Here is a 21,334-nt window from a genome sequence, read left to right on the forward strand (position 1 = left end):
ATGAAAACAGAGCTCACCCAGAACTCTTTAAAAATTTACGGGGGAGGGAATTTACTTAAACAAACATAGGAAGCTATTTCCTACATTCCAAAATTTAATGTTAACGAATCAATAAATTATGAATAACCTAATTTAATGTAAAATTAAAGTGGTTATTTATAGAAATGGGTACCTGTAATTATTACCTTCTAATATGAATTGCCAAATTATAAGGAGATTAGTGACGGATAATCTTACAATGGCGGTGATTTATATTAAAATCGGTAAGAATGAGTAGCTAAAAAAGGTGTTTTAAGTAAATTGTTCAGCAATTATGCAAAGTAAAATGCAGGCTATTAATGAAAATTTATTTCTAGGAGCTTATTTAGGCAAGATCTTTGATCTTCATATTAAGAACTACACCCATACCTTCTAAAATTAATCTGACCCTTGTTTTTCCTATTTCAATAATCTGGGCTTTCTTATCCTTTAAAGCACCATATTTAATAGCTACCTTATCGCCAGATTCTAGCTTGGTCAAACTATAATTTTCAACGGTGTCGTCAGTCAACCATTTTTTTAAGGTTTCCATTTCAATATCTCGTACAACGGCCGGTTTTCCTAACCAGTACAAATACCGTACAACTCCCGGTACATCAAAAACACGTTGTCTTTCCCCTTCAGATATGTTTATGAATACATAAGACTTAAATAAAGGTGCTTCAATAGTTTTTTTTCTATCGCTCCATTGCTTTACTTCTTTGATCATGGGGCAATATACTTCTACCTGAAGTGCAGATAACCTTTGGGCTACCTTCTTTTCATTTTTAGGCTTAACATAAAGTACGTACCAATTTTTGGTCATAGGGTGTAAAAGTAGATTACGTAATAAGGTAACACTCTTTTTAGTTTTCTAGTATTTAGGGGTGCCTTAAAATGTGAATATCATAAGTATTTTTTTAATCGATGCGCTTAAGAGATTGCTATTCTGCTACTTGAACATTTTATAGTTAGTATTGAAAAAAATTTTATTGTAAGAAAAAGATTACTTATATTATACTATTATCAGGTTTAGGTCGTTTTATACTAAACCCAAAATCTTATCGCCTTATGTTTTTTAATCTATTTAAATTCGGTTCCAAACAAGAGAATACACAAGTTATTTCAGAAAATTCGGTCTCCATTGAATTAAATTCTCTATTGTCTAATTTAACGATCAGTAGCAGCAGAAAACAGAAAATTTCAAAAGATGAGGTTTCTGTAAAAGAGAAAACTTCTACCGTAGTTTCTTCATTGGAAAAACAAATAGAGGAAAATCAAATTATATACGCTAAAATTATGCAAGAGCGTATGATGAGAACTCGTAGAAAGCTAGTGTAATCTTTACCTATAAATAATCGTTATTTTTCTTTTTCTGAAAGGAATTTGGCATTTGTTAAAAAACAAAATTTTTCATCCTCTTTTTAAATCCTTATGGACCAGTAACAGTAGATATTGGTATTGTAGGTTATTGTTTGTAATGGTCAAAATTTTACTGGATTTTTGACCCCGGCGTTTAAATGCTGCTTAAAAAAAAACTCTTGAAATAGGCCCTTCTTCTGAAACATATATTGATGGTAATTACGCGCATCAATTGGTTGTTAATCGTAAAGGAGATAAGCTAGCACTTGGTTTAAAAGCTGGGGTTCGTTTTTTAAATATAGATTGGAGTAAAGGCCTGTACAGAGATGAAGGAGATGTTTTTTTAAATGAGAACATTAACGGAAAGCTGTTACCGTCTATTGGTGCAGGTGTGTTTTATTATACCAGAAATGCATATATAGGTTTATCTACACCTAATATTTTAACCAATACCCACTATGATGAAATACAGGAAGCCGAAGCGGTGGAACGTGTCCATTTATTTTTAATTGGTGGTTATGTTTTCGATTTAAATCCGTTTTTAAAATTCAAGCCTTCATTTTTTGTAAAGCATGTTTCAGGTGCACCGCTTTCTGCAGATGTGTCGGCAAACTTCTTAATGAACGAAAAACTGACCCTTGGTGTAAATTATAGATGGGACGACAGTGTAAGTGCGCTTTTTGGTTTACAGATAACACCGCAGTTAAATATGGGATACGCCTATGATTTTTCTACGACCCAATTAACGGCGTATAATTCTGGAACGCACGAAATCTTTTTAAGGTTCATGCTCAAATCTAGGGATAGAATAATTAAGTCGCCTAGATTCTTTTAATAGCAAATAAATAAAACAAAAAAAAGCTCTCAAGAAATTGAGAGCTTTTTGCAGTCTGTATATTGACTCATCTATCATAAACTAGTAATCTTAGCATGACAGATAAGTTCAATAATTGATTATTCTACATTGAATCTTTTTGTTACTTGTATTGGTACGCCCGTACTACTAATACCCTGTATGCTTATTTCATAATCTCCGGTAACATCAGAAGTATAAAAATTTAGGTCAAAACTATTTTCCGTTTCGGCTATTTCAGGAATCCATGCTAATTGATTACGAAAATCTGGTATATGTTTTTTTTGCTCTTTTTTGTTACCGGAATAATCCTCTCTGTAATATTTTTTAATAACTCTAAATTGTTCATTTTTGAAACTTTGCGTGTTATTGTCTAAATAATTTTTATAAGAATCTCCTTCAAAGGTTCTGATGTCCATTATACCTTGAAAACTATATGAACCGTAAAGATATTGGTCTCTAGCAATTGTAATTTTTTCAATTGACTTGGAAGGAAGGTTTAAAAGTCTTTCGTGGTCATGAATATAAGCACCATCTAAGAGTACCAAAGAAGAAATACCCGAATCAAGTAATGGTAATTTGGGAATTATCTTGAAAATTGTTTTACCTTTAGAATCTTTGCCTATTGAAACAAGTTTTAATATTTCTACAAATGTTTCTTTTAAAGTAGAGAATCTTTTGTATTCATCTAAGATATATTGGGTCTTTTCTCCACTATAGAAAGGAGGTAGTGCCTTTGTTTGAATTATAGAGTCTGGTTTACTGTCAAAATAAGCGTTTTCTATTTGATTATGAATGCTCCTTTCTACAATAAGATTCTTCATTTCCTTATTTATAAGGAATGAATTGAAATTTACCATTCCGTAGTCTATGTTTTGGTTATTCCTTATACTGATTTTTTCAAAGTTACCATTACTTAAAAACGGTCTGATATACATATCTTCATTGTTGTTTCTAACTGATAACGGAATGTTGAAATCCCCTGTACTATTTGTACTCGCCACATGAAAAACATTATTTTCCCCAGGAAATGAAATCATCAATTTTTGAGCGGAATTTTTTTCTTGTTCTATATTACCTGACAGAAATTCGCCTCTTGACTCTGGTAAAAAAGGATAAGATGAGGGTCTCTTGTGGTTGTTTCTGTTGGTAATTAAACTTCTGATGGTGTCAATACCATTATCAAGAGTAGTTATTCTTCTTACGGATATGGAATATGTGCCGGCCAATTTTGTTCCTGGAATAGCGGTAACCTCTAAATTCACTTTTTCTCTTTGTTTATAAACATTCTTGTCAATTTTCAGGTTGATAATATTATTAGGTTTATTCTTTTTATTGGAGGTGCTATTAAAGATGTTTAATGTATCTTTTATTTGGTCATCTTTAAGAAATACATTTTGGTCCCCTAAATAAGGATTGAGAATGGTAATGTCCTGTTTGTAAAAAGTTACCGGTCCAAAATTTCGCATCCAATTTGTATAGCCAATAAGTTTGTAATTACCAGAGGGTAAATCTGCAGGTATAAAGAACTCACTAAACCCTGTACCTTCTGTAAGTGTAAGTTTATGTTGAAATATGATTTCTTTTTCTTCGTTTATTAAATCTACATACCCCACTTTACTAAGTGTACTGTGCAATAATGATTCTGATAATACGCAATAAAACTTGTAATAGAGATATTCTCCGGCAAAGCATAAACTTGTATTAGTATGTATATGTACAGTTTCTTCAGGTATATTATCTAAAGTAGTATTCGCCGTTTGTCCATATAACGTACTACTAGAGATAAATAAAAGGAATAAGAGAATTATATATTTCATTTTCTTGTTATTCTTCCCAAAATTCTGGGACAATTTTACTGCTAAATCTAGTGCAATCTCCACAACCTGCTGGAGTCATCAAGAAAGGACCGAAAATATCAAAATTGAGAGGATTAGCTTCACCGTCATAAACACTGAAAAAATCTACTGCATTTGCTTCAATTAAACTAATTATGGGGGATTGGCCTGCTTCGTTAGCCAATGGGGGCGAAACAATGCTACAATCAATGATGTAATTTGGTATTTCTTCCCCGGGAAAAAGATCTTCGTAATTAAAAAACAATCGTTTTTCACTGACCGAGTTTACTTCAAAAAAACCAATAACCTTTTCGTTGTTATTTTGTTGTGAGCGAATATTGCCCTCTAAAAAGCCGGTTTGTACTTGAGAAAACAAACTTTCTGAGCTAGAGAATGTATTCAAGGTTTTATAATAGGAGTAAGCCTCTTTACTTTGTACAAACTGTTTTACCAGTATACTATACCTATGTGATAATATGTAGTTTTCACGATCAATAAATCGAACTGGGAATCTACTGACTCTATCTTCGCCTAATTCAATTGTTGATGTCTGAATGATTTTTTTGGAATTATCTGTACTATAACAAATAGCTGAAACCTCATCAGATAACCTATAATCAACGGCGGGAGTAGGTAAAGGTGATACTACATAAGCTTCAAAGCCTCTTGAAGAAAGAGGGGTTATTATTTTATAGGTTTCTTCATATTCATATAAATAGTAGTTACCACTGTTTGTAGGGTCAAAGCTGTTAAGATATATAAACACCCCTTCTTCTAAATCATCTTTAAACTCACGTACTGCAATAATTTCATCAATATTTGATTTTGCCCTAATACTACTAGGTTCCGAAATATAGGAATTTCCATTTGAGGTAGTAATACTTAAGGTGTATGATCGGTCTTGTTCAGCGGCAAATGGAATCCTAGAATTATAATTACCATTACCCACATCCTCAAAGTCAAAAGTTCTTCCTGTTTCATCTGTAATTTGAACACTTGCGCCAACTTCCACTGAAGATATTATGGTGTCTAAAGGGAACGAACGAGATATGAGTATGTTCTGTATTTTATTTTGGTCCGTGATTCTGGCCTCTATGACAAGTGCACTTTCAAATACAGGTTTGTCTTCAAATTCAAAAGGTTCCGTACAGCTATTAAGTGCCAACAGAAATAGACCTACAAAAAGAAAACGGTAAATTATCGTATTCATTAGAATTTTAAATTATAGGTTATCGTAGGTATTGGTATGGTGAAAATTGAACTTTGTAACGGTTTTAATTCCCCATTTTCAGTAACAAAAAATACCGAGTATGGGTTGTTTCTACCTAGTGCGTTGTATACGGATATATTCCAAAAGCTATGTGCAATTTTTTTTAGTTTATGATTGCCTTCAATATTAAAACCTAGGTCAAGCCTATAGTAATCTGGAATTCTAAATGCATTACGGTCGCTATAATAAACATATTCGGCGCCATTATAGTTATATCTGCCAATGGGAAAGGTTACAGGTCTACCGGTCTGGTAGACAAAGTTTGCAGAAATACTATAACGTTTGGTAAATTTATAGTTAAGTACAGCACTAAAATCATGTGGCTTATCATAATTGGTTTTGAAAAATGCTCCGCCATTTACACGTTCTTCGGCAAATTCACTATCTAGTTTTAAGAAAGAACGGGAATAAGTGTATGATATCCAGCCATTTAATGCGCCATAATTTTTTCTGGCTAAAAATTCTACGCCATAAGACTTGCCTTCTCCTTGTAGTGTTTCCGTTTCAATGGTTTGGTTCAAAAGTAAATCTGATCCTACTTTAAAATCAAGGATATTTTCTGCAGTCTTATAATAACCTTCAAGGCTAAATTCATAAGTATTGGCATCTAAATTTTTGAATAGGCCAATGCTATATTGATTGCCCAATTGAGGTCTGATGTTGTTGTCCGATAATTTCCAAGTGTCAATTGGTGAAATGGTGGTATTGTTAGAAAGTCTATGTATATATTGATATGTACGGTTATAACTAGCTTTAAGGGATAAGTCTTCTTTTAGTAAATAACGGGTGGCCAGTCTTACTTCTAGCCCTCCATATGTTTTGGAAAATTCACCTTTTTCGTAGTTTACGGTATCAGAACGGGTTTCATCGTTTTTAGGGGCATTTTCTTCATATATACGTTCTTGTCTTTCTCCAAAGGCTGCAAAAAAGGAATATCTAAGACCAATGTCAATCAAGAATTTATTGCTCACCTTATAATTGTCAGAAAGATAAATTGCAGATTCTAATGCACGTTCTTCATTAATGTTTATGCTATTTACTTCAGATTCTTCGTTTAACGGATCAAGGTAACCTGGTTGCGTTCTGTAGAATTTTGCCATGATCCCATAATCGAATTTATGTTTTTGACTGTGCAGGTATTTCATGCGCAACTTGTATTCTGTTTCGTTTATATTAAAACCTAGGTCAAAATCATTGTTAGAAGCACCATCATACTCAATATTAAATTGGTATTGACTATTGGCAACGGTTAATTGTGCAATATTTTTTTCATTAAACTTATGTTCCCAGTCTATTGAAAAAAGTCGATTGTTATAGCTAAAAATTGAATCTGAAGTAATACTGAAATTGTCCTTACTGTAGTATCCCGTTGCTTTAAGTGTATTGTTTTCGTTTATAGTGTGGTTATACTTGGCAATTGCATCGTAAAAAGAAGCTTCACTATTTTTTAAAGATTCTTCGTCAAGTGAACGTAGAATCCAATTGGAATAAGTACTTCTACCCCCGATCAAAAGACCTGATTTTTCTTTAATGACGGGTATTTCCAAAGCTACATTACTAGTTACAGGACCAATTGCGGCCTCACCTGAAAATTTTTCAGTATTTGCGTTCTTTGAAGTAATATCAAAAACAGAGGATAATCTACCCCCGTATTGTGCAGGTATGCCACCGGTATAAATTTGTACGTCTTCTGTTGTAAAAGGGTTTACAGCTTGAAAAATTCCAAAAAAATGTGATGGATTGTAAATAACGGCATGGTCCAATAATATTAAATTCTGGTCTGTAGATCCACCACGAACATTAAAACCTGCGGCCCCTTCACCTGCTGTAGAAATTCCTGGCAGCGTGGTTGCTACTTTCAGCACATCTCGTTCACCCAAGATTAAAGGTATGTTCTTGGTCTCTTCTACAACAATTGATGTACTACCTGTTAATGCTTCTTCAACATTTTTATTTGCATCTGCCGCTACGACTACCTCATCTAAATATTCAATACTTTCTCTTAATGATACATTTAAGGTGCCATCACTGTAAACTATTACTCTTTTGACAGCGCTTTCAATTCCTATAGAACTGTATTTAATGAAATTCTCTCCCAATGGAATCATGAGCTCATAATAACCGTTAATATCGGTAGTAGTACCCGTTGATCTATTATTTAAGGAAATAGTAAGGTTTTGTAATGGTTGATTGGTGTTTTCATCTACTACAACACCACTAATTTTGAAATTTTCATTCTGTTGGTTTAAATTTTCTTTGCCGATACGTATTGTTTCTACTACGTTTTTGGACTGTTTGGGTTGTTCAAAATAAATAGGTCTTTGCGTTCTAACAATACTTTCTTTAGTTATGGTATCGCGTTTCGCTCCAAAAAATGTGCCGGGTAGTTCGTCGTAGATAAGGTTGTTTTCCGTTAGTACAATTTGAGCATTGGAATACTGAAAATAGTTAATGGTTGTGCCAGTTAGAATATTTTCTAAAATTTCTTCTAATTTTTTATTGCTTGCAACATAATTTACTCTTTTATCTTCTAACCATTTTTTTTTATAATAAAAGTGAATGCCCGTTTCTTTTTCCAGAACATTAAAAACCTCTTGCATACCAACATCGGCAAATTCAACCGAAAAAAGTTTATTATCTTTTCTTTCCTGTCCGTTTACACATTGACCCAATGTCATGAAAATAATGAGAATGGTTATTTGTAAATATTTTCTCATTTTTCAATAGATTTTTGTAATTCTCCAAAGATTAAAATGTAGTTTTCTTTTGGATTAATTTTTACCAACCGCTTATTGTAAAGTTCATTGATTTCTTTTCTAAATTCAGGAAATACGTTAAGTAAATCACCCTTTTTATTTAAGGGATGAATCTGATTATTATATTCAAAAAAGTAACTACTATCATCAAAAAACTCATAATGAACGAATTTTGTAGAATATCTTTTAAGCTTTTCCTTTTTGTGTTTTTTAAGAAACTTTATATCGTCTGAAGACCATAAAACTTCGTGAAATCCTTTGGTAATTTTAGAGGCATTGTCGCCAATATTAATGAAGTTTTTGCCATTAAGACTGAATTCACTAAGTCTATTTCTATATAGTTTTAAAACAGGAAATTTTTTTAAATGTGAAATATCAAGTAATATATCATCAGTGTCAAGATCATACTTAAAAGGAACATTATTGTAATATTGATTTCCATAAACAATACTTCCTGTTAAAAAATCTTTGCTTTCAAAAAATTTATGGTTTTCGTTTATGGTTCTATAGTACTCTACGTACATTGTACCATTATATAATTCTGTATTCTCTAAGCCTATTGCTTGATCTATACTTTGAAGAGCGTTTTTCAAATATGCTTCTTGTGCATGTATTGCACCTGATAAAAGAAATAGTACAATAAATAAAAAGGAAATAATGCGTAGCAAATTTGGTGGTTTATTTTGGTTGACTTAAAAGTAAAAATTTTAGTGAGATAAAATAGTTTTGTAGGTAAATTATTATAGATAGTGATAAGTAAGTTAGCAATAAAAGTAGTTTTGATAAATATATAGTGGCATATATTAAGATATGATATTTTTAAGTTTTGATTTAAGGATGAAATTGAATAGAGGGTTTTTAAGAAGCTAAAGCACACAGAATTTTTCAACCTAATAATGTTATCAAGTATTTGCTAATCTAAAATTATAATTATGGAAAAATATTTCATATAACATATACTGCTCTAGTAAATTCTTTCACTTATTTTGATTCATCTTTTTAAGATCCTTTATTTAACGGCAATTATTTAATTCTTCATTACTAAAAATTTATTGTTAAAAAAGAAAGGTGTTTGCAGGTTAAATTATGTGTCTGCCACTTAATTTTTATCGGGTAAATAAATATTATTTATATTTAAAGAAAATATATCTATAAAAATGAGGATTATTACTACAAAAAAACATTATTAGCAGTATTTTTTATTATTTTATTTTTGGGTTGTGAACAAGAACCTGTAAATAATATTCTTGTTAATACTGACGAAGCTTTAGTAAATGATTTGGAATTTCCAACATTGAATTACGTCACTGATTTGGACATACCTGATGTAATGGGAGGGCTTACTGCTAGAGTTCCTGCTTAGTAGTCCAAACGGACAACTTCAAAGATGAAATATAACAATGTAAATATTTATCTTAAAGACATAAAGGAGGTAATAGCTGAAGGTGGCGAGAGCAGTTACTCCTTTGCACTAGAAGTTAAGGATCAACCCAATCATATTTATAATATTATCATGGCCAAGAATTCTGGCGGCAAGTTTAAAGAACCATACATTATAGGCTATGAGCTGACCCCAGAGTATGTGTAAGCCTTTTTTGAGGGAAGTGAAGATTTTAGCAAATTTAAGGCTACCTATAAGTATTATAGTTTTGATAGTTTCTTTAATGATAGCAAGTTGGGGAAAGTAGGTAAGAACGGGGACTGCGGTGGCGGGTCTACTGGAGGTAGCGGAAGCCCAGACCCTATATCAAATACCCCCGCAGGTGGTTCTTTTACCCATACCTACCAAGGGCATACGGTAACAAGTAATTTCCGGGACCGCGATATTCAGATTCCATACGGGTACAGTATTACCATAAACCCTGGTGACGGTAGCTCTTCTACAGTTGTTACCAATGCTATAACGCCGGTGGAGACCATTACGGCTGGTATTTCAGACATGGGTACCGCACCTACGGCTACATTGCCTAATTATAGTTCAGAAACAGTTACATGGACTGAAAGCCGAGTAGATTGGGGTCCAGGTCCTGATGGTGGTAGCGGTGGTAGTACGAGTACGGAATGTTCAAGGACCGTCATCACCATGGGTTCTATGCGTTTTGAGACCGGCATTTCATGTGTACAGATATCCAATCATAATAAATCCTATTCTCCGGGCATCAACAAAACCGGTGCTTGTTTAGATACCTCTGGGGTTACGGCGATCAACACGGCGGCCAAGCCCGTACAGAAATTACACGGATATATTGGGCTGAATGCCAATGAAATTGAGTATTTTAACAGGGATGATACCAATAGAGCTAAAGCAAGGCAGATAAACCGGTTTTTGATTGGTCAGAACTTCAGCCTACAGTCCATAGAATTGGCGAAAGAAGTAGTAAACTATATTTTAGAGGAAAACAGTGAATATCCAAGTTGTCAAAGTTTTGAATTTAGCACAGTTGTTGGCAACGATGGCTGGAAAGCTGCTGGTGTTTCTGGGGTATGGGATGTTGCTTGGAAGTTTGGTAAATGCCCAGATTTGGCGATGGCAAGCTTCTCTGAGCCTGTATATTTTCAATTACCTGGCTATTATAATTATGAAATAGCGGCATCTACCTCTGCTCTTCTGCTCTGGACAGCCTTTGAAAACTGGGGAGCCTGGTATCGAAGAACATATGCGGTAGATTGTGTAAGCGATTGGAACCCTTTGATTAGGGAACAGTTGATGATCGAAATGAAGGAAGCTTTTGAAGAAATAGGAGGGCGGGTAGATAGAGTCCCACCGCCGGGGTTCAACGGTATTATAACTCAATATAAGGAAGCCGGCGTATCAGGAAATTTCTTTTGTAATTGATTAAAAGTATCGTACTGTATGTTGAAATTTAAAATCATATTGTTATTAATGGCATTACAACAAAGTTCAGAGATAAACGAATACTCATTGGGAGATGATTTTAGAAAGTATTATAGTCAAAAGGTTCTTTCGTTAAATGATCCCTTAACTAGTATTGAATACGGTGTGGCTGGGGGATATAATTATTTATATATAGCAGATGATGCAACATATAGTTTTTTAAATAGAGTAATTAAAAAGGTCGCATTTAAGGTAAAGGAAAATATAATAATCGAACTCATGATATTTATTGATACCGACGATGTAAATGAATTCTACTTTGAGTTAACAAAGAAGTTTGGAAAACCTAACATTGCCAGAATATCCAGCACATATCTTGAACGTTATGGATATAGACATCTTGCTAAATCAAATATCGGTCTAAATGTTCTTCATAATAATGTACCAGAACCTAAAGTCAGTGATTTTCAATATCTGAATGGTGTCTCTTGGTTCGATTTTAATAATAAACTGGATAAAACAAAATTTGAAACGTCAATGCACGTAAGAAATGAGACTACAGGTAGTCAAGACAATAAGTATCTTAATACTATGATAATAAGATTTAAACTTTATAATTTAGATAAAACAGGCATGGAATAAAATATAATGTCTTAGTAAATAAAAAAAAATAACAAGTCTATCCTTATGCAAATTAATATAATTTACAAATTTTTAATTTTGTGCAACATTTATTAAATTCTAATTAGGGTTTAGAATTTAATTATTACTTTAATAAGCATGAATTAGCAACCGTACTTGCAACTTATACGCAAAAAAGCAGCTTCAATCATTCCTTTAGTTATTTCAAAGAAACGGTAAAAAATGGTTTGACACATTTCAAATGTATTTAAGAAATTTTATATATCAACATTCTATTTGTTAATGCAGTACCTAGTTCTTTGAATATATAATTAATCTTATATTAGGAAATAAGGTAAGAACGATGAAAAATTCAATTTATATTCTTTGTGCCAGTCTAATGGTTTTTGGGTGTTCAACTCAATCGAAAATAGGCGATTTGTCGAATTTAAACGATGCGAACTACATTTTTTCCAGGATTTATCCCGAAAAACCAATTTATAAGGAATTATGCATCTCACCATATTTTAAGTATTCGGATTATAAAATAACCCCTGAAAACTTCTCCGAAGGTACTGAGGAGTTTTTAGATAGCTATATCATTTCCATTACTCCAGACGGTGATTATTATACTTCAAGTAAATTATCTAAAATAGAGGGTCTTTTCAACCCAAAAATATTAAAAATTGAAGAGAAAAAATATCCGATTTTCAGTTTGAGAATAGAATTCGGACCGTATAACGAACGTATTGTCAAGGAATTTAATTTGGATGGAATTGTTGAATGATACACTTATAACTGATAGGGTTCAATTCCCTGTAGCCTGCCAAAAATTTAGATAATATCAAGTTGTTTTGTCGATAAGAGGTTCTTAGTTTAGAATATATAAACTTTTTAAGTTAATTTGTGTGCTTCCCCTTTTTAGGACACCTATAATGCCTATATTTTCTGTATGTAATTTTCAAGAAATTAGGGATGCAATAACCTTTTAATTTGTTTTACAACCGTTCATGCGCATGTCCACTTAGGTGACGTTATGTTTGGAGACTCTTTTTGGGGAGAATTACATATGTCAAGTGGAAATGAGGAAGATGAACCTGAAATAGTTTTCGAAAAGGTGATATTTGGAGAAACAGTTTAGAGAACTAACGCTGGTGTAATTCTGAAAAAACAAAATTGATTTTTATGAAAAAAAACAGATGTATTTGGTTTATTATGTTATTTATTATAATAGGGCAAATGATTTTTGCACAAAAGATGGAGTGTCAAGAGATTGAATTCTATAAAAAGGCAATAGCTTATACTTTGGATGATGTAAAGGATTCTTTAGTTATTAATGTCAATAACATACCCAGCTTAACATTTATAGGCGATTGGAAGAAGCAGGGTTTCATTAATAGTAAAGAAAAGAGAAAAATAGAACTCGCATTTGAAAAAAAATCTGATAGCAGTGTATGTAATGAAATAAAAACGTTAATACTAGAACTTAATTCCTCACAAAAAGTTTCAAAGGGGAACTATTATATAAAATACCTTTTTTCAAAACCCGTAGTTATCTCAAAAACAAGGGCTGTGATGTTTAGGGAAAGTATATTAAAAAATAAAATTTATCCGTCTGGAGGTAAGGCTGTAGGTTGTAATATGGGAATTTTCTTTTCGAATAGTTCTGGGATATGGCAAGTCGATGAAAAAATATGTTTAGAGATGTATTAGAGGAGGTAAACCTGAAGATAGGTCAAATCAAAACTATGCGTGCCATCAAATCATATAACAAATTAATTCAAACTTTTTTTGACGGTTATAACTTTTGACTGGTTTGAAAGGGTAGATTAAGGTAAAACAATTAAAATGAAAATGAATTTGAGATAAAAGGTGAGGTATGGGTAAATAAGGTATCATTTGTTGATATAATATACTTTGTTTTCTAAAGAAGAATTACCTTGTAATAGTGATTTAGAGGATGAACAGAGTTACTTAGGTTGTTCAAATTTTATATAAAATGGACGAGTCATCTCCGATAGTTCTAAAGCGTAAAATCTAATTGGTAGATATCTAAATATAAAAAAAAGCTCTCAATTTCTTGAGAGCTTTTTGCGGTCTGGACGGGACTCGAACCCGCGACCCCCTGCGTGACAGGCAGGTATTCTAACCAACTGAACTACCAGACCGTGGCGTTTAGCGAGTGCAAATATATGTGGTTTATTTAATTGCACAAACATTTTTTTTACTTTTTTTTAAATCTAGAGAAATTTATTTCTTTCTACGAGAAAAGTATTGAGCACCGTTGAGAAATCTCTGTGTATGTCTATGTCCACATATTTGATTTTATATTGAGCGCATTTCATTTTAATATCAGATAGATACGTAGTAATTCGTTCGTTATATGCTTCTTTAATATTGTCTGCGTAAAGGTCTAAATGCTCTCCTGTTTCTACATCAACAAATCTTTTGGGCGTGTTTTCAAAATCGAAAAATAATTCATGTTGCTTGTCCATCGGATGAAAAAGAACCACATCATGTTTGTTATATTTTAAATGACGTAGTGCTTCAAACAGTTCATCATCGTTTTTTTCAGTTTGAAACATGTCGGTAAACAGAAAAATGAGACTTCTTCGCTTTATATTTTCTGCAATCTGATGTAAGTAGGTGTAGGTATTTGTTTCTTTTGGAGGATTTTTAGCCATGCCTACTTCACTTAATTGCGCCAATAGCATCTGAAAATGACGTTCGCTACCTTTTTCAGGTGCGTAATAATTGTAGGCATCAGAGTAAATACTCAAACCTACGGCATCACGCTGCCTTTTAAGCACGTTCATCAGCGCAGCGATTGCTAAGACGCTAAATCCTATTTTATTTAAGGAATCAATGCTTAAATTGTCTATCTGCGGATAATACATAGACGCAGAGTTGTCCAGTATCATATGACATCTTAAATTCGTCTCCTCTTCATATCTTTTGGTGTAAAGCTTATCTGTCTTTGCAAAGAGTTTCCAGTCTATATGTTTGGTGCTTTCACCATTGTTGTAGATTTTATGTTCGGCAAACTCTGCAGAAAACCCATGAAAGGGACTTCTGTGTATTCCGCTAATAAAGCCTTCGACAACTTGATTAGCTAGCAGCTCTAGGTTAGAGAAGAATGATGATTTGTTTAATTCTGATTGTAGATTCACAATACTAAAGATACTAAAGACGGTTTAACTTTAAGGAAGCGATGAATTAAAATTATTCCAAATAAAAAATCCTGCTAAAAGCAGGATTTTTTAAATTTTATATTCCCCTTTTGGGGGTTAAAGGGGTCTTTTACAAAGCTGCGTCTATAGCATCTGTGTAAACTTTCTTAGGTGATACACCTACTTGTCTGCTTACAATTTCACCACCTTTAAATACCAATACCGTTGGTATGTTACGTACGCCGTATTTAGCGGCAAATTCTTGATTTGCATCTACGTCTACTTTTCCTACAACAGCTTTACCGTCATATTCAGTACTAACTTCGTCAATGATAGGACCTACCATACGACAAGGACCGCACCATGCTGCCCAAAAATCAACTACTACTGGTTTATCGCTTTTTAAAACTACCTCGTCAAAAGTAGCATCTGTTATTTCTAGTGCCATTTTAATATCTTTTATTGATTATGCAAATTTAGTCAATTATTCTTCTGTTTCCTTACAGGCTGGTAATTCGTTTTACCTATTAAGGTATCAAGCTAATTTATTTGTTTATATAGTTCTTTTCTTACATCTACAACTAAACAAAAGTAAATTTTAGATAGCGTAGCATAGTACTTAAGATTCTAATTCAGTTTAAAATGAACGTCTTGTTTTTCTAAAAGTTGTAATAACTCTGTAGAAATATTGACTTTTTGTTTTCTGCTATTTAATGTCACCTTAATTTTCTCTTTCATTTCATACACAATAAAGTTGACCGGGTGTTCCCCTTTATGATTTGTAAAGGTGTCTTTTAAGGTTCGTACATTTTCCTCTTTTAAATCGGCAATGTTCAATTTTATGGTAAGTTTTCTGGCGTAGGTCTCCATCACTTCTTGTAATAGCATAAAGCTATTGAACTGCATTCTAGGGTCTCCTTTTTTTCCGGTGTCCTTATTCATCCATCCATCACGAACAAATAATTTAACGTAGGCAAACGAATTGACCATTAAAAAATGCCTGAATTTTAGATACTCTTCCCCAAAAATCCGGAATTCATAGGAGTCCGTATAATCTTCCATGGTAAATGCCGCCCAGCCTTTCCCGTTTTTAGATACTCTGTGCTGTACATCTGTAATTACCGCTGCAAAGGTGAGTTCCCTATTAACGTAGGTGGGTAGGTCATTTACGCAAGCTATGTTGGCGTTACAGAATGCTTTCACTTCCGTTTTAAAATCATCTAACGGGTGACCTGAAATATAAATACCTACTACTTCTTTCTCACGACGTAGTTTTTCCATAGTTCCCCATTCTTCACATGGCGGCACCACAGGTTCCGGTATTTGCACTTCACTGGCATCTCCGAACAAACTTACTTGGCTAGAGTTTTCGCTTTCTTGGAATTTAGCGCCATACTTTATGGTTTTTTCCAAAAAGGTAACTCCGTCTCCTTCGCTATGAAAGTATTGGGCCCTGTGTGTATCGCCAAAGGAATCGAAGCCTCCTGCAACGGCCAAACTTTCAAATGCTTTTTTGTTCGCTGCGCGAAGGTCTATACGCTTTGCAAAATCAAAAACGGATTTATATGGTCCGTCTTCTTTTCTGTTTTCAACGATGGTTTCTACGGCGCCACGACCAACACCTTTTACGGCGCCCATGCCAAAACGTACGGCACCGGCATCGTTCACGGCAAACTTGTAGTAAGATTCGTTTACGTCTGGACCAAGAACTTCTAGGCCCATACGCTTACATTCTTCCATAAAGAAGGTAACCTGCTTAATGTCGTTCATATTATTGCTCAGTACCGCGGCCATATACTCGGCAGGGTAGTGGGCCTTGCAATATGCGGTTTGGTAAGCAATCCAGGCATAGCAAGTGGAGTGCGATTTGTTAAAGGCATAAGCGGCAAATGCTTCCCAATCTTTCCAGATTTTCTCCAGTTTATCAACGGCATGCCCTTTGGCCGAAGCTTGTTCAATGAACTTTGGCTTCATCTTGTCCAGTACGTGCTTTTGCTTTTTACCCATTGCCTTACGCAAGACATCAGCTTCACCTTTTGTAAAGTCTGCCAATTTCTGCGATAGCAGCATCACTTGCTCTTGGTATACCGTAATACCATAGGTTTCCGCTAAGTATTCCTCACAGGCATCAAGGTCATATACAATTTCTTCGGTACCGTGCTTACGGGCAATGAAACTTGGTATGTATTCCATAGGACCAGGTCGGTACAAGGCGTTCATGGCAATAAGATCCGCAAAAACCGTTGGTTTCAGCGATCTCATGTGCTTCTGCATTCCGGGAGATTCATATTGGAAAACACCTACCGTTTCTCCTCTTTGAAAGAGCTCGTACGTTTTTATGTCGTCTAAAGGAAAATTTTCAGGGTCTAATTCAATACCATGTTTCGCTTTTACAATTTTAACGGTATCCTTGATCAGGGTCAGTGTTTTCAGTCCCAAGAAATCCATCTTCAGTAATCCCGCATCTTCCACAACAGAGTTGTCAAACTGCGTACAATACATTTCTGAATCTTTCGCTAGGGCAACGGGAACGAATTTGGTGATATCATCTGGCGTAATTATGACCCCGCAGGCATGAATACCGGTGTTACGAACCGAACCTTCTAAGATATAGGCCTGATTTAAGGTTTCAGATTCAGGACCATCGCCTTCGGAAATTGCTAAAAGTTCGTTTATCTTTTCTAAATCTTCTGACCTGAATTTTGAACGTAATACCTTTTCATCTACCCCAATTATCTTTTTTAGCTTGGACATGTCTGGTATCAACTTTGCCATGCGATCAGAATCTTGCAGAGGCAAATCTAAGGCACGTGCCGTATCTCTAATAGCAGATTTTGCGGCCATGGTACCATAAGTGATAATTTGAGCTACTTGGTTTGCGCCGTACTTATCTATTACGTAGTCCATTACACGACCACGCCCTTCATCATCAAAGTCAATATCAATATCGGGCATACTTACACGGTCCGGATTTAGGAAACGCTCAAAAAGAAGGTCGTACTTAATTGGGTCTAAATTCGTGATCCATAAGCAATAGGCAACGGCGGAACCTGCGGCGGATCCACGACCAGGGCCTACGGATACATCCATGGTCCTTGCTGCCCTAATGAAATCTTCCACGATCAAGAAGTAACCTGGATAACCGGTTTTTTCGATTACTTTAAGCTCAAAATCTAAACGCTCGTCAATTTCAGGAGTAATTTCCCCATATCTTTTCTTGGCACCTTCATAGGTAATATGGCGTAAAAATTTATTCTCGCCGCGTTTACCGCCGTCTAGTTTGTCTTCTTCAAATTGAAATTCTTCTGGTATATCGAACGCAGGTAACAATACATCACGTGCCAAGGTAAAAGTTTCTACCTTATCTATAATTTCTTGAATGTTGATGATGGCTTCGGGAATATCCTTAAAAAGCTCCTTCATCTCTTCAGATGACTTAAAATAGTATTCTTGGTTGGGCAGCCCGTAACGATACCCGCGACCACGACCTATGGGTGTTGCCTGTTTTTCACCGTCTTTTACACAAAGAAGAATATCATGCGCATGTGCATTTTCTTTTTCTACATAATAGGTGTTGTTGGTGGCTACCAACTTTACATTGTGCTTTTTTGCAAATTTTATCAATACTTGGTTTACACGGTCTTCATCTTCCTGTCCGTGACGCATGATTTCTATGTAAAGGTCATCGCCAAAAGTTTCTTTCCACCAGATCAAGGCTTCTTCTGCCTGGTTTTCACCAACGTTCAATACTTTGCTAGGAACTTCACCATATAAGTTTCCTGTAAGCACCATTACATCTTCCTTGTACTGCTCAACAATTTTTTTATCTATACGTGGTACGTAATATTTACCGCTAACAAAAGCAATAGAGGACATTTTTGCCAGATTCAGATATCCTTTTTTGCTCTTGGCGAGCATTACAATTTGGTAGCCGTTATCTTTTTGGGACTTATTGGTATGATCCTCGCAAACTTGAAATTCACATCCTATGATCGGTGTAATTTCCTGTTCAGGTTCCGGTAATTCGTTTAAGGGTTCCTGGCCTTCTTCAAGTGTACCATTTTGGGTGGCTTCAAATCTTTTTTGGTTGGCCTCGTTTCTAGAAACCACTCCTTTGTTGTGGTTCAAAACTCCGTTTACAAAGTGAAAGGCACCCATCATATTTGCGTGATCTGTCATGGCAACAGCCGGCATATTGGCTATTGCCGCGGCTTTCACCAAGTCAGGTACGCTTATGGTAGATTGTAGTATGGAGAATTGTGTGTGATTGTGTAAATGTGCAAAACTTGCATTCTCTAAAGTAGCTAAGTTTTCTTCTATCTCTTCTTGAGAAACACCACCTGTATCTTTTGCCCAAAGTGCATCGGCAATTTTTTTCGATGCTTTCTTGAGGTTAATGTGCTTTAAGCCGATAAGTTGAATCTCTTGCGGATTTGCTTCCGAGAAATTCTTAAAATAATCGGGCTGAACGTCTAACTGTTCTTTGGTGTATTGTTGCTTACGAATAAGCTCTAGAAAACAACGCGTAGTTGCCTCAACATCGGCAGTTGCATTGTGCGCTTCACCAAATGGTTCACCGAACAAAAACTCATGAAGTTCCGTTAATGTCGGTAGTTTAAACTTACCACCACGGCCACCGGGTATTTGGCATAATTGAGCCGTATGTTCTGTACATGTGTCTAGAACAGGTAGTTCTTGTAATGGATTCTCAACCCCTAAACGGTGAAATTCCGCCCCCATAATGTTTACATCGAACCCAACATTTTGCCCAACAATGAATTTTGTTTTGGACATAGCTATGTTGAATTTCTCTAAAACCTCTGCAAGAGAAACACCTTTTTGTTCGGCCAGTTCCGTGGAAATACCGTGAATTTGTTCGGCATCGTACGGAATATTGAATCCTTCAGGGCGAACCAGATAATCTTCATGCTCAATACAATTTCCCATATCGTCATGTAACTGCCATGCAATCTGTATACAGCGTGGCCAGTTGTCAGTGTCGGTTATAGGTGCGTTCCAGTTTTTAGGAAGACCGGTAGTTTCGGTATCAAAGATGAGGTACATATTGTGTATTCTGTGTGTTCAAAAGCGGTCAGGTATTTGACCTAAAAAGTGCGTATAAAATTACGAAAAAGTAGGTGTTGCAAAAAACGTAGTTGCTAGGAGTTATTAACGGTTAAATTTTTAGCTATTTTGCTTAGGGCTATTCCTGATTTAAAGGATTGAATTTGAGTGTTTTTAAACCTTGAAAAGATTTTTGGGTTAGTTGATTCAAATAACTTTAAAACATTGTTGCCAATTCAGCATTTTAAATTATATTTGCACCCGCTTTCAGATAAGCTTTTTTACTGATGGCGAACGATTTTAAAAAATAGAATTAATAATCAAGGGTCGGGCACCCTACAAATTAATGTGATATGCCAGTAAAAATTAGATTACAAAGACACGGTAAAAAAGGTAAACCATTCTATTGGGTAGTTGCTGCAGATGCAAGAGCAAAAAGAGATGGTAAATTTTTGGAAAAATTAGGTATCTACAATCCTAATACAAACCCTGCAACAATTGAGCTTAATGTTGATAGTTCTGTAAAGTGGTTACAAAACGGAGCACAGCCAACAGATACTGCAAGAGCTATTCTTTCTTATAGAGGTGTTCTTTTAAAGCATCATTTATTAGGTGGTGTTCGTAAAGGTGCATTGACCGAAGAGCAAGCTGAAGAAAAATTCAACGCTTGGGTTGCTGAAAAAGAAGCTGCAATTGCCGATAAAGTTGGTGGATTGGACAAAGAAAAAGCTGAAGCTAGAGCTGCTGCACTTAAAGCAGAAAAAGAAGTAAACGACAAGCGTGCCGCTGAAGCTGCCGCTGCTGCTTTACCGGAAGTTGCCGAAGGTGAAGATGCTGAAGCTGAAGTAGAGGCCGTTGAAGCTGCTGGTGAGCCAGAACAAGCTACCGAGGCTCCTGCTGAAGATGATAAAGCATAAATTTTAAGAAACGATGCGCAAGGAAGATTGTTTCTACCTAGGTAATATCGTTTCAAAATATAGTTTCAAAGGTGAGGTACTGGTAAAACTAGATACCGATGATCCTGAGATTTACGAAAATATGGAATCAGTATTCGTTTCTTTAGGAAACAATCTGGTTCCATTTTTTATTAAAAGATGCCGACTTCATAAATCTAACTTACTTCGTATAGATTTTGAAGAGGTAAAGTCTGAATCTGATGCAGATCGCATCATGAAATCCGGACTTTATTTGCCCCTTACCATGTTGCCCAAACTTACAGGGAATAAATTTTATTACCACGAAATTATCGGTTTTACCATGATAGATTCCGTTCACGGTGATATTGGTATTATACAGAGCGTAAACGATACTACGGCCCAAGCGCTTTTTGAGGTGGAAAAAGACGGTGCTCAATTATTGATACCTATAAACGATGATATCATTACAAAGGTAGATCGGGAGAATAAACGTATTCTTGTTACTACACCAGAAGGTCTAGTAGATTTGTATCTCTCATAATTATTTTTTTGAATTATTTGGTACTAAAGCGGACAACCATGCTTTTATAGAATTACAATTATCCAATTGTGTATTGCTTGGTTAAAAA

At 34.9% G+C, this 21,334-nt stretch carries 17 protein-coding genes and 1 tRNA gene; 9 read left to right on the plus strand and 9 right to left on the minus strand.

Annotated features, from left to right (window positions below):
• Positions 1 to 364: 364 nt before the first annotated feature.
• The gene (locus PXC01_RS06095) at positions 365 to 844 is read right to left on the minus strand and encodes a UpxY family transcription antiterminator (RefSeq protein ID WP_276471440.1); all 480 of its coding nucleotides are present in this window, start codon (positions 842 to 844) and stop codon (positions 365 to 367) included.
• Positions 845 to 1,089: 245 nt separating this feature from the next.
• On the opposite strand from PXC01_RS06095, the gene PXC01_RS06100 reads away from it, so the two are divergent.
• Both PXC01_RS06100 and PXC01_RS06105 read left to right on the plus strand, forming a co-directional pair.
• Positions 1,090 to 1,359, plus strand: coding sequence for a hypothetical protein (locus PXC01_RS06100; RefSeq protein WP_276471441.1), 270 nt, complete (start codon positions 1,090 to 1,092; stop codon positions 1,357 to 1,359).
• A gap of 205 nt (positions 1,360 to 1,564) precedes the next feature.
• The gene (locus PXC01_RS06105; protein ID WP_420828584.1) at positions 1,565 to 2,215 is read left to right on the plus strand and encodes a PorP/SprF family type IX secretion system membrane protein; all 651 of its coding nucleotides are present in this window, start codon (positions 1,565 to 1,567) and stop codon (positions 2,213 to 2,215) included.
• A 119-nt stretch (positions 2,216 to 2,334) separates the two neighbouring features.
• Here the strand turns inward: PXC01_RS06105 and PXC01_RS06110 are convergent, their stop codons facing one another.
• The 4 genes from PXC01_RS06110 to PXC01_RS06125 are packed head-to-tail and all read right to left on the minus strand — an operon-like array spanning position 2,335 to position 8,765.
• Positions 2,335 to 4,053, minus strand: coding sequence for a hypothetical protein (locus tag PXC01_RS06110; protein ID WP_276471443.1), 1,719 nt, complete (start codon positions 4,051 to 4,053; stop codon positions 2,335 to 2,337).
• A gap of 7 nt (positions 4,054 to 4,060) precedes the next feature.
• Entirely contained in the window at positions 4,061 to 5,281 is a 1,221-nt protein-coding gene (locus PXC01_RS06115) for a DUF4249 domain-containing protein (RefSeq protein WP_276471444.1), read from the minus strand.
• A complete protein-coding gene (locus PXC01_RS06120; protein ID WP_276471445.1) occupies positions 5,281 to 8,058 on the minus strand; it encodes a TonB-dependent receptor in 2,778 nt (925 codons plus the stop codon). Before PXC01_RS06120 ends, PXC01_RS06115 begins: the two co-directional genes overlap by 1 nt.
• Positions 8,055 to 8,765: a hypothetical protein gene (locus PXC01_RS06125; protein ID WP_276471446.1), complete on the minus strand. Its 711-nt coding sequence runs from the start codon at positions 8,763 to 8,765 to the stop codon at positions 8,055 to 8,057. The genes PXC01_RS06120 and PXC01_RS06125 overlap by 4 nt, the downstream gene beginning before the upstream one ends.
• Before the next feature lie 719 nt (positions 8,766 to 9,484).
• Between PXC01_RS06125 and PXC01_RS06130 the strand changes: the two genes are divergently transcribed.
• The 5 genes from PXC01_RS06130 to PXC01_RS06150 all read left to right on the plus strand — a co-directional run bounded on the left by PXC01_RS06130 (position 9,485) and on the right by PXC01_RS06150 (position 13,267).
• Positions 9,485 to 9,685: a hypothetical protein gene (locus PXC01_RS06130; RefSeq protein ID WP_276471447.1), complete on the plus strand. Its 201-nt coding sequence runs from the start codon at positions 9,485 to 9,487 to the stop codon at positions 9,683 to 9,685.
• Positions 9,686 to 9,772: 87 nt separating this feature from the next.
• Positions 9,773 to 10,933: a hypothetical protein gene (locus PXC01_RS06135; RefSeq protein ID WP_276471448.1), complete on the plus strand. Its 1,161-nt coding sequence runs from the start codon at positions 9,773 to 9,775 to the stop codon at positions 10,931 to 10,933.
• A gap of 48 nt (positions 10,934 to 10,981) precedes the next feature.
• Positions 10,982 to 11,575 (plus strand): hypothetical protein, encoded by a 594-nt coding sequence (locus tag PXC01_RS06140; protein ID WP_276471449.1) that lies wholly within the window; start codon positions 10,982 to 10,984, stop codon positions 11,573 to 11,575.
• 343 nt (positions 11,576 to 11,918) lie between these two features.
• A complete protein-coding gene (locus tag PXC01_RS06145) occupies positions 11,919 to 12,341 on the plus strand; it encodes a hypothetical protein (RefSeq protein ID WP_276471450.1) in 423 nt (140 codons plus the stop codon).
• A gap of 398 nt (positions 12,342 to 12,739) precedes the next feature.
• Entirely contained in the window at positions 12,740 to 13,267 is a 528-nt protein-coding gene (locus tag PXC01_RS06150) for a hypothetical protein (RefSeq protein WP_276471451.1), read from the plus strand.
• Positions 13,268 to 13,648: 381 nt separating this feature from the next.
• Here the strand turns inward: PXC01_RS06150 and PXC01_RS06155 are convergent.
• The 4 genes from PXC01_RS06155 to dnaE all read right to left on the minus strand — a co-directional run bounded on the left by PXC01_RS06155 (position 13,649) and on the right by dnaE (position 19,788).
• Positions 13,649 to 13,722: transfer RNA gene (locus PXC01_RS06155), tRNA-Asp, on the minus strand.
• Between the two features lie 72 nt (positions 13,723 to 13,794).
• Positions 13,795 to 14,724 (minus strand): DUF58 domain-containing protein, encoded by a 930-nt coding sequence (locus PXC01_RS06160; RefSeq protein WP_276471452.1) that lies wholly within the window; start codon positions 14,722 to 14,724, stop codon positions 13,795 to 13,797.
• Positions 14,725 to 14,854: 130 nt separating this feature from the next.
• Positions 14,855 to 15,172 carry a thioredoxin gene (gene trxA / locus PXC01_RS06165; protein WP_024481982.1) on the minus strand — a complete coding sequence of 106 codons (318 nt, stop codon included), beginning with the start codon at positions 15,170 to 15,172 and terminating at the stop codon, positions 14,855 to 14,857.
• Between the two features lie 179 nt (positions 15,173 to 15,351).
• Positions 15,352 to 19,788 (minus strand): DNA polymerase III subunit alpha, encoded by a 4,437-nt coding sequence (gene dnaE, locus PXC01_RS06170; RefSeq protein ID WP_276471453.1) that lies wholly within the window; start codon positions 19,786 to 19,788, stop codon positions 15,352 to 15,354.
• A gap of 353 nt (positions 19,789 to 20,141) precedes the next feature.
• Between dnaE and PXC01_RS06175 the strand changes: the two genes are divergently transcribed.
• Both PXC01_RS06175 and rimM read left to right on the plus strand, forming a co-directional pair.
• On the plus strand, positions 20,142 to 20,705 hold the full coding sequence (locus PXC01_RS06175; protein ID WP_276471454.1) for a 30S ribosomal protein S16: 564 nt from the start codon (positions 20,142 to 20,144) through the stop codon (positions 20,703 to 20,705).
• A gap of 13 nt (positions 20,706 to 20,718) precedes the next feature.
• Positions 20,719 to 21,246 (plus strand): ribosome maturation factor RimM, encoded by a 528-nt coding sequence (gene rimM / locus PXC01_RS06180; RefSeq protein ID WP_276471455.1) that lies wholly within the window; start codon positions 20,719 to 20,721, stop codon positions 21,244 to 21,246.
• Positions 21,247 to 21,334 lie beyond the last annotated feature (88 nt).

It is taken from the genome of Maribacter huludaoensis (genome assembly GCF_029350945.1).
Lineage (GTDB): Bacteria > Bacteroidota > Bacteroidia > Flavobacteriales > Flavobacteriaceae > Maribacter > Maribacter huludaoensis.

Bases quoted from the DNA above. Each gene is read 5' to 3' on its own strand.
- PXC01_RS06120 (WP_276471445.1), bottom strand. From the start codon at position 8,058: ATGAGAAAATATTTACAAATAACCATTCTCATTATTTTCATGACATTG.
- PXC01_RS06140 (WP_276471449.1), top strand. From the start codon at position 10,982: ATGGCATTACAACAAAGTTCAGAGATAAACGAATACTCATTGGGAGAT.
- trxA (WP_024481982.1), bottom strand. From the start codon at position 15,172: ATGGCACTAGAAATAACAGATGCTACTTTTGACGAGGTAGTTTTAAAA.
- PXC01_RS06150 (WP_276471451.1), top strand. From the start codon at position 12,740: ATGAAAAAAAACAGATGTATTTGGTTTATTATGTTATTTATTATAATA.
- PXC01_RS06110 (WP_276471443.1), bottom strand. From the start codon at position 4,053: ATGAAATATATAATTCTCTTATTCCTTTTATTTATCTCTAGTAGTACG.
- PXC01_RS06115 (WP_276471444.1), bottom strand. From the start codon at position 5,281: ATGAATACGATAATTTACCGTTTTCTTTTTGTAGGTCTATTTCTGTTG.
- PXC01_RS06175 (WP_276471454.1), top strand. From the start codon at position 20,142: ATGCCAGTAAAAATTAGATTACAAAGACACGGTAAAAAAGGTAAACCA.
- PXC01_RS06095 (WP_276471440.1), bottom strand. From the start codon at position 844: ATGACCAAAAATTGGTACGTACTTTATGTTAAGCCTAAAAATGAAAAG.
- PXC01_RS06145 (WP_276471450.1), top strand. From the start codon at position 11,919: ATGAAAAATTCAATTTATATTCTTTGTGCCAGTCTAATGGTTTTTGGG.
- rimM (WP_276471455.1), top strand. From the start codon at position 20,719: ATGCGCAAGGAAGATTGTTTCTACCTAGGTAATATCGTTTCAAAATAT.
- PXC01_RS06100 (WP_276471441.1), top strand. From the start codon at position 1,090: ATGTTTTTTAATCTATTTAAATTCGGTTCCAAACAAGAGAATACACAA.
- dnaE (WP_276471453.1), bottom strand. From the start codon at position 19,788: ATGTACCTCATCTTTGATACCGAAACTACCGGTCTTCCTAAAAACTGG.
- PXC01_RS06130 (WP_276471447.1), top strand. From the start codon at position 9,485: ATGAAATATAACAATGTAAATATTTATCTTAAAGACATAAAGGAGGTA.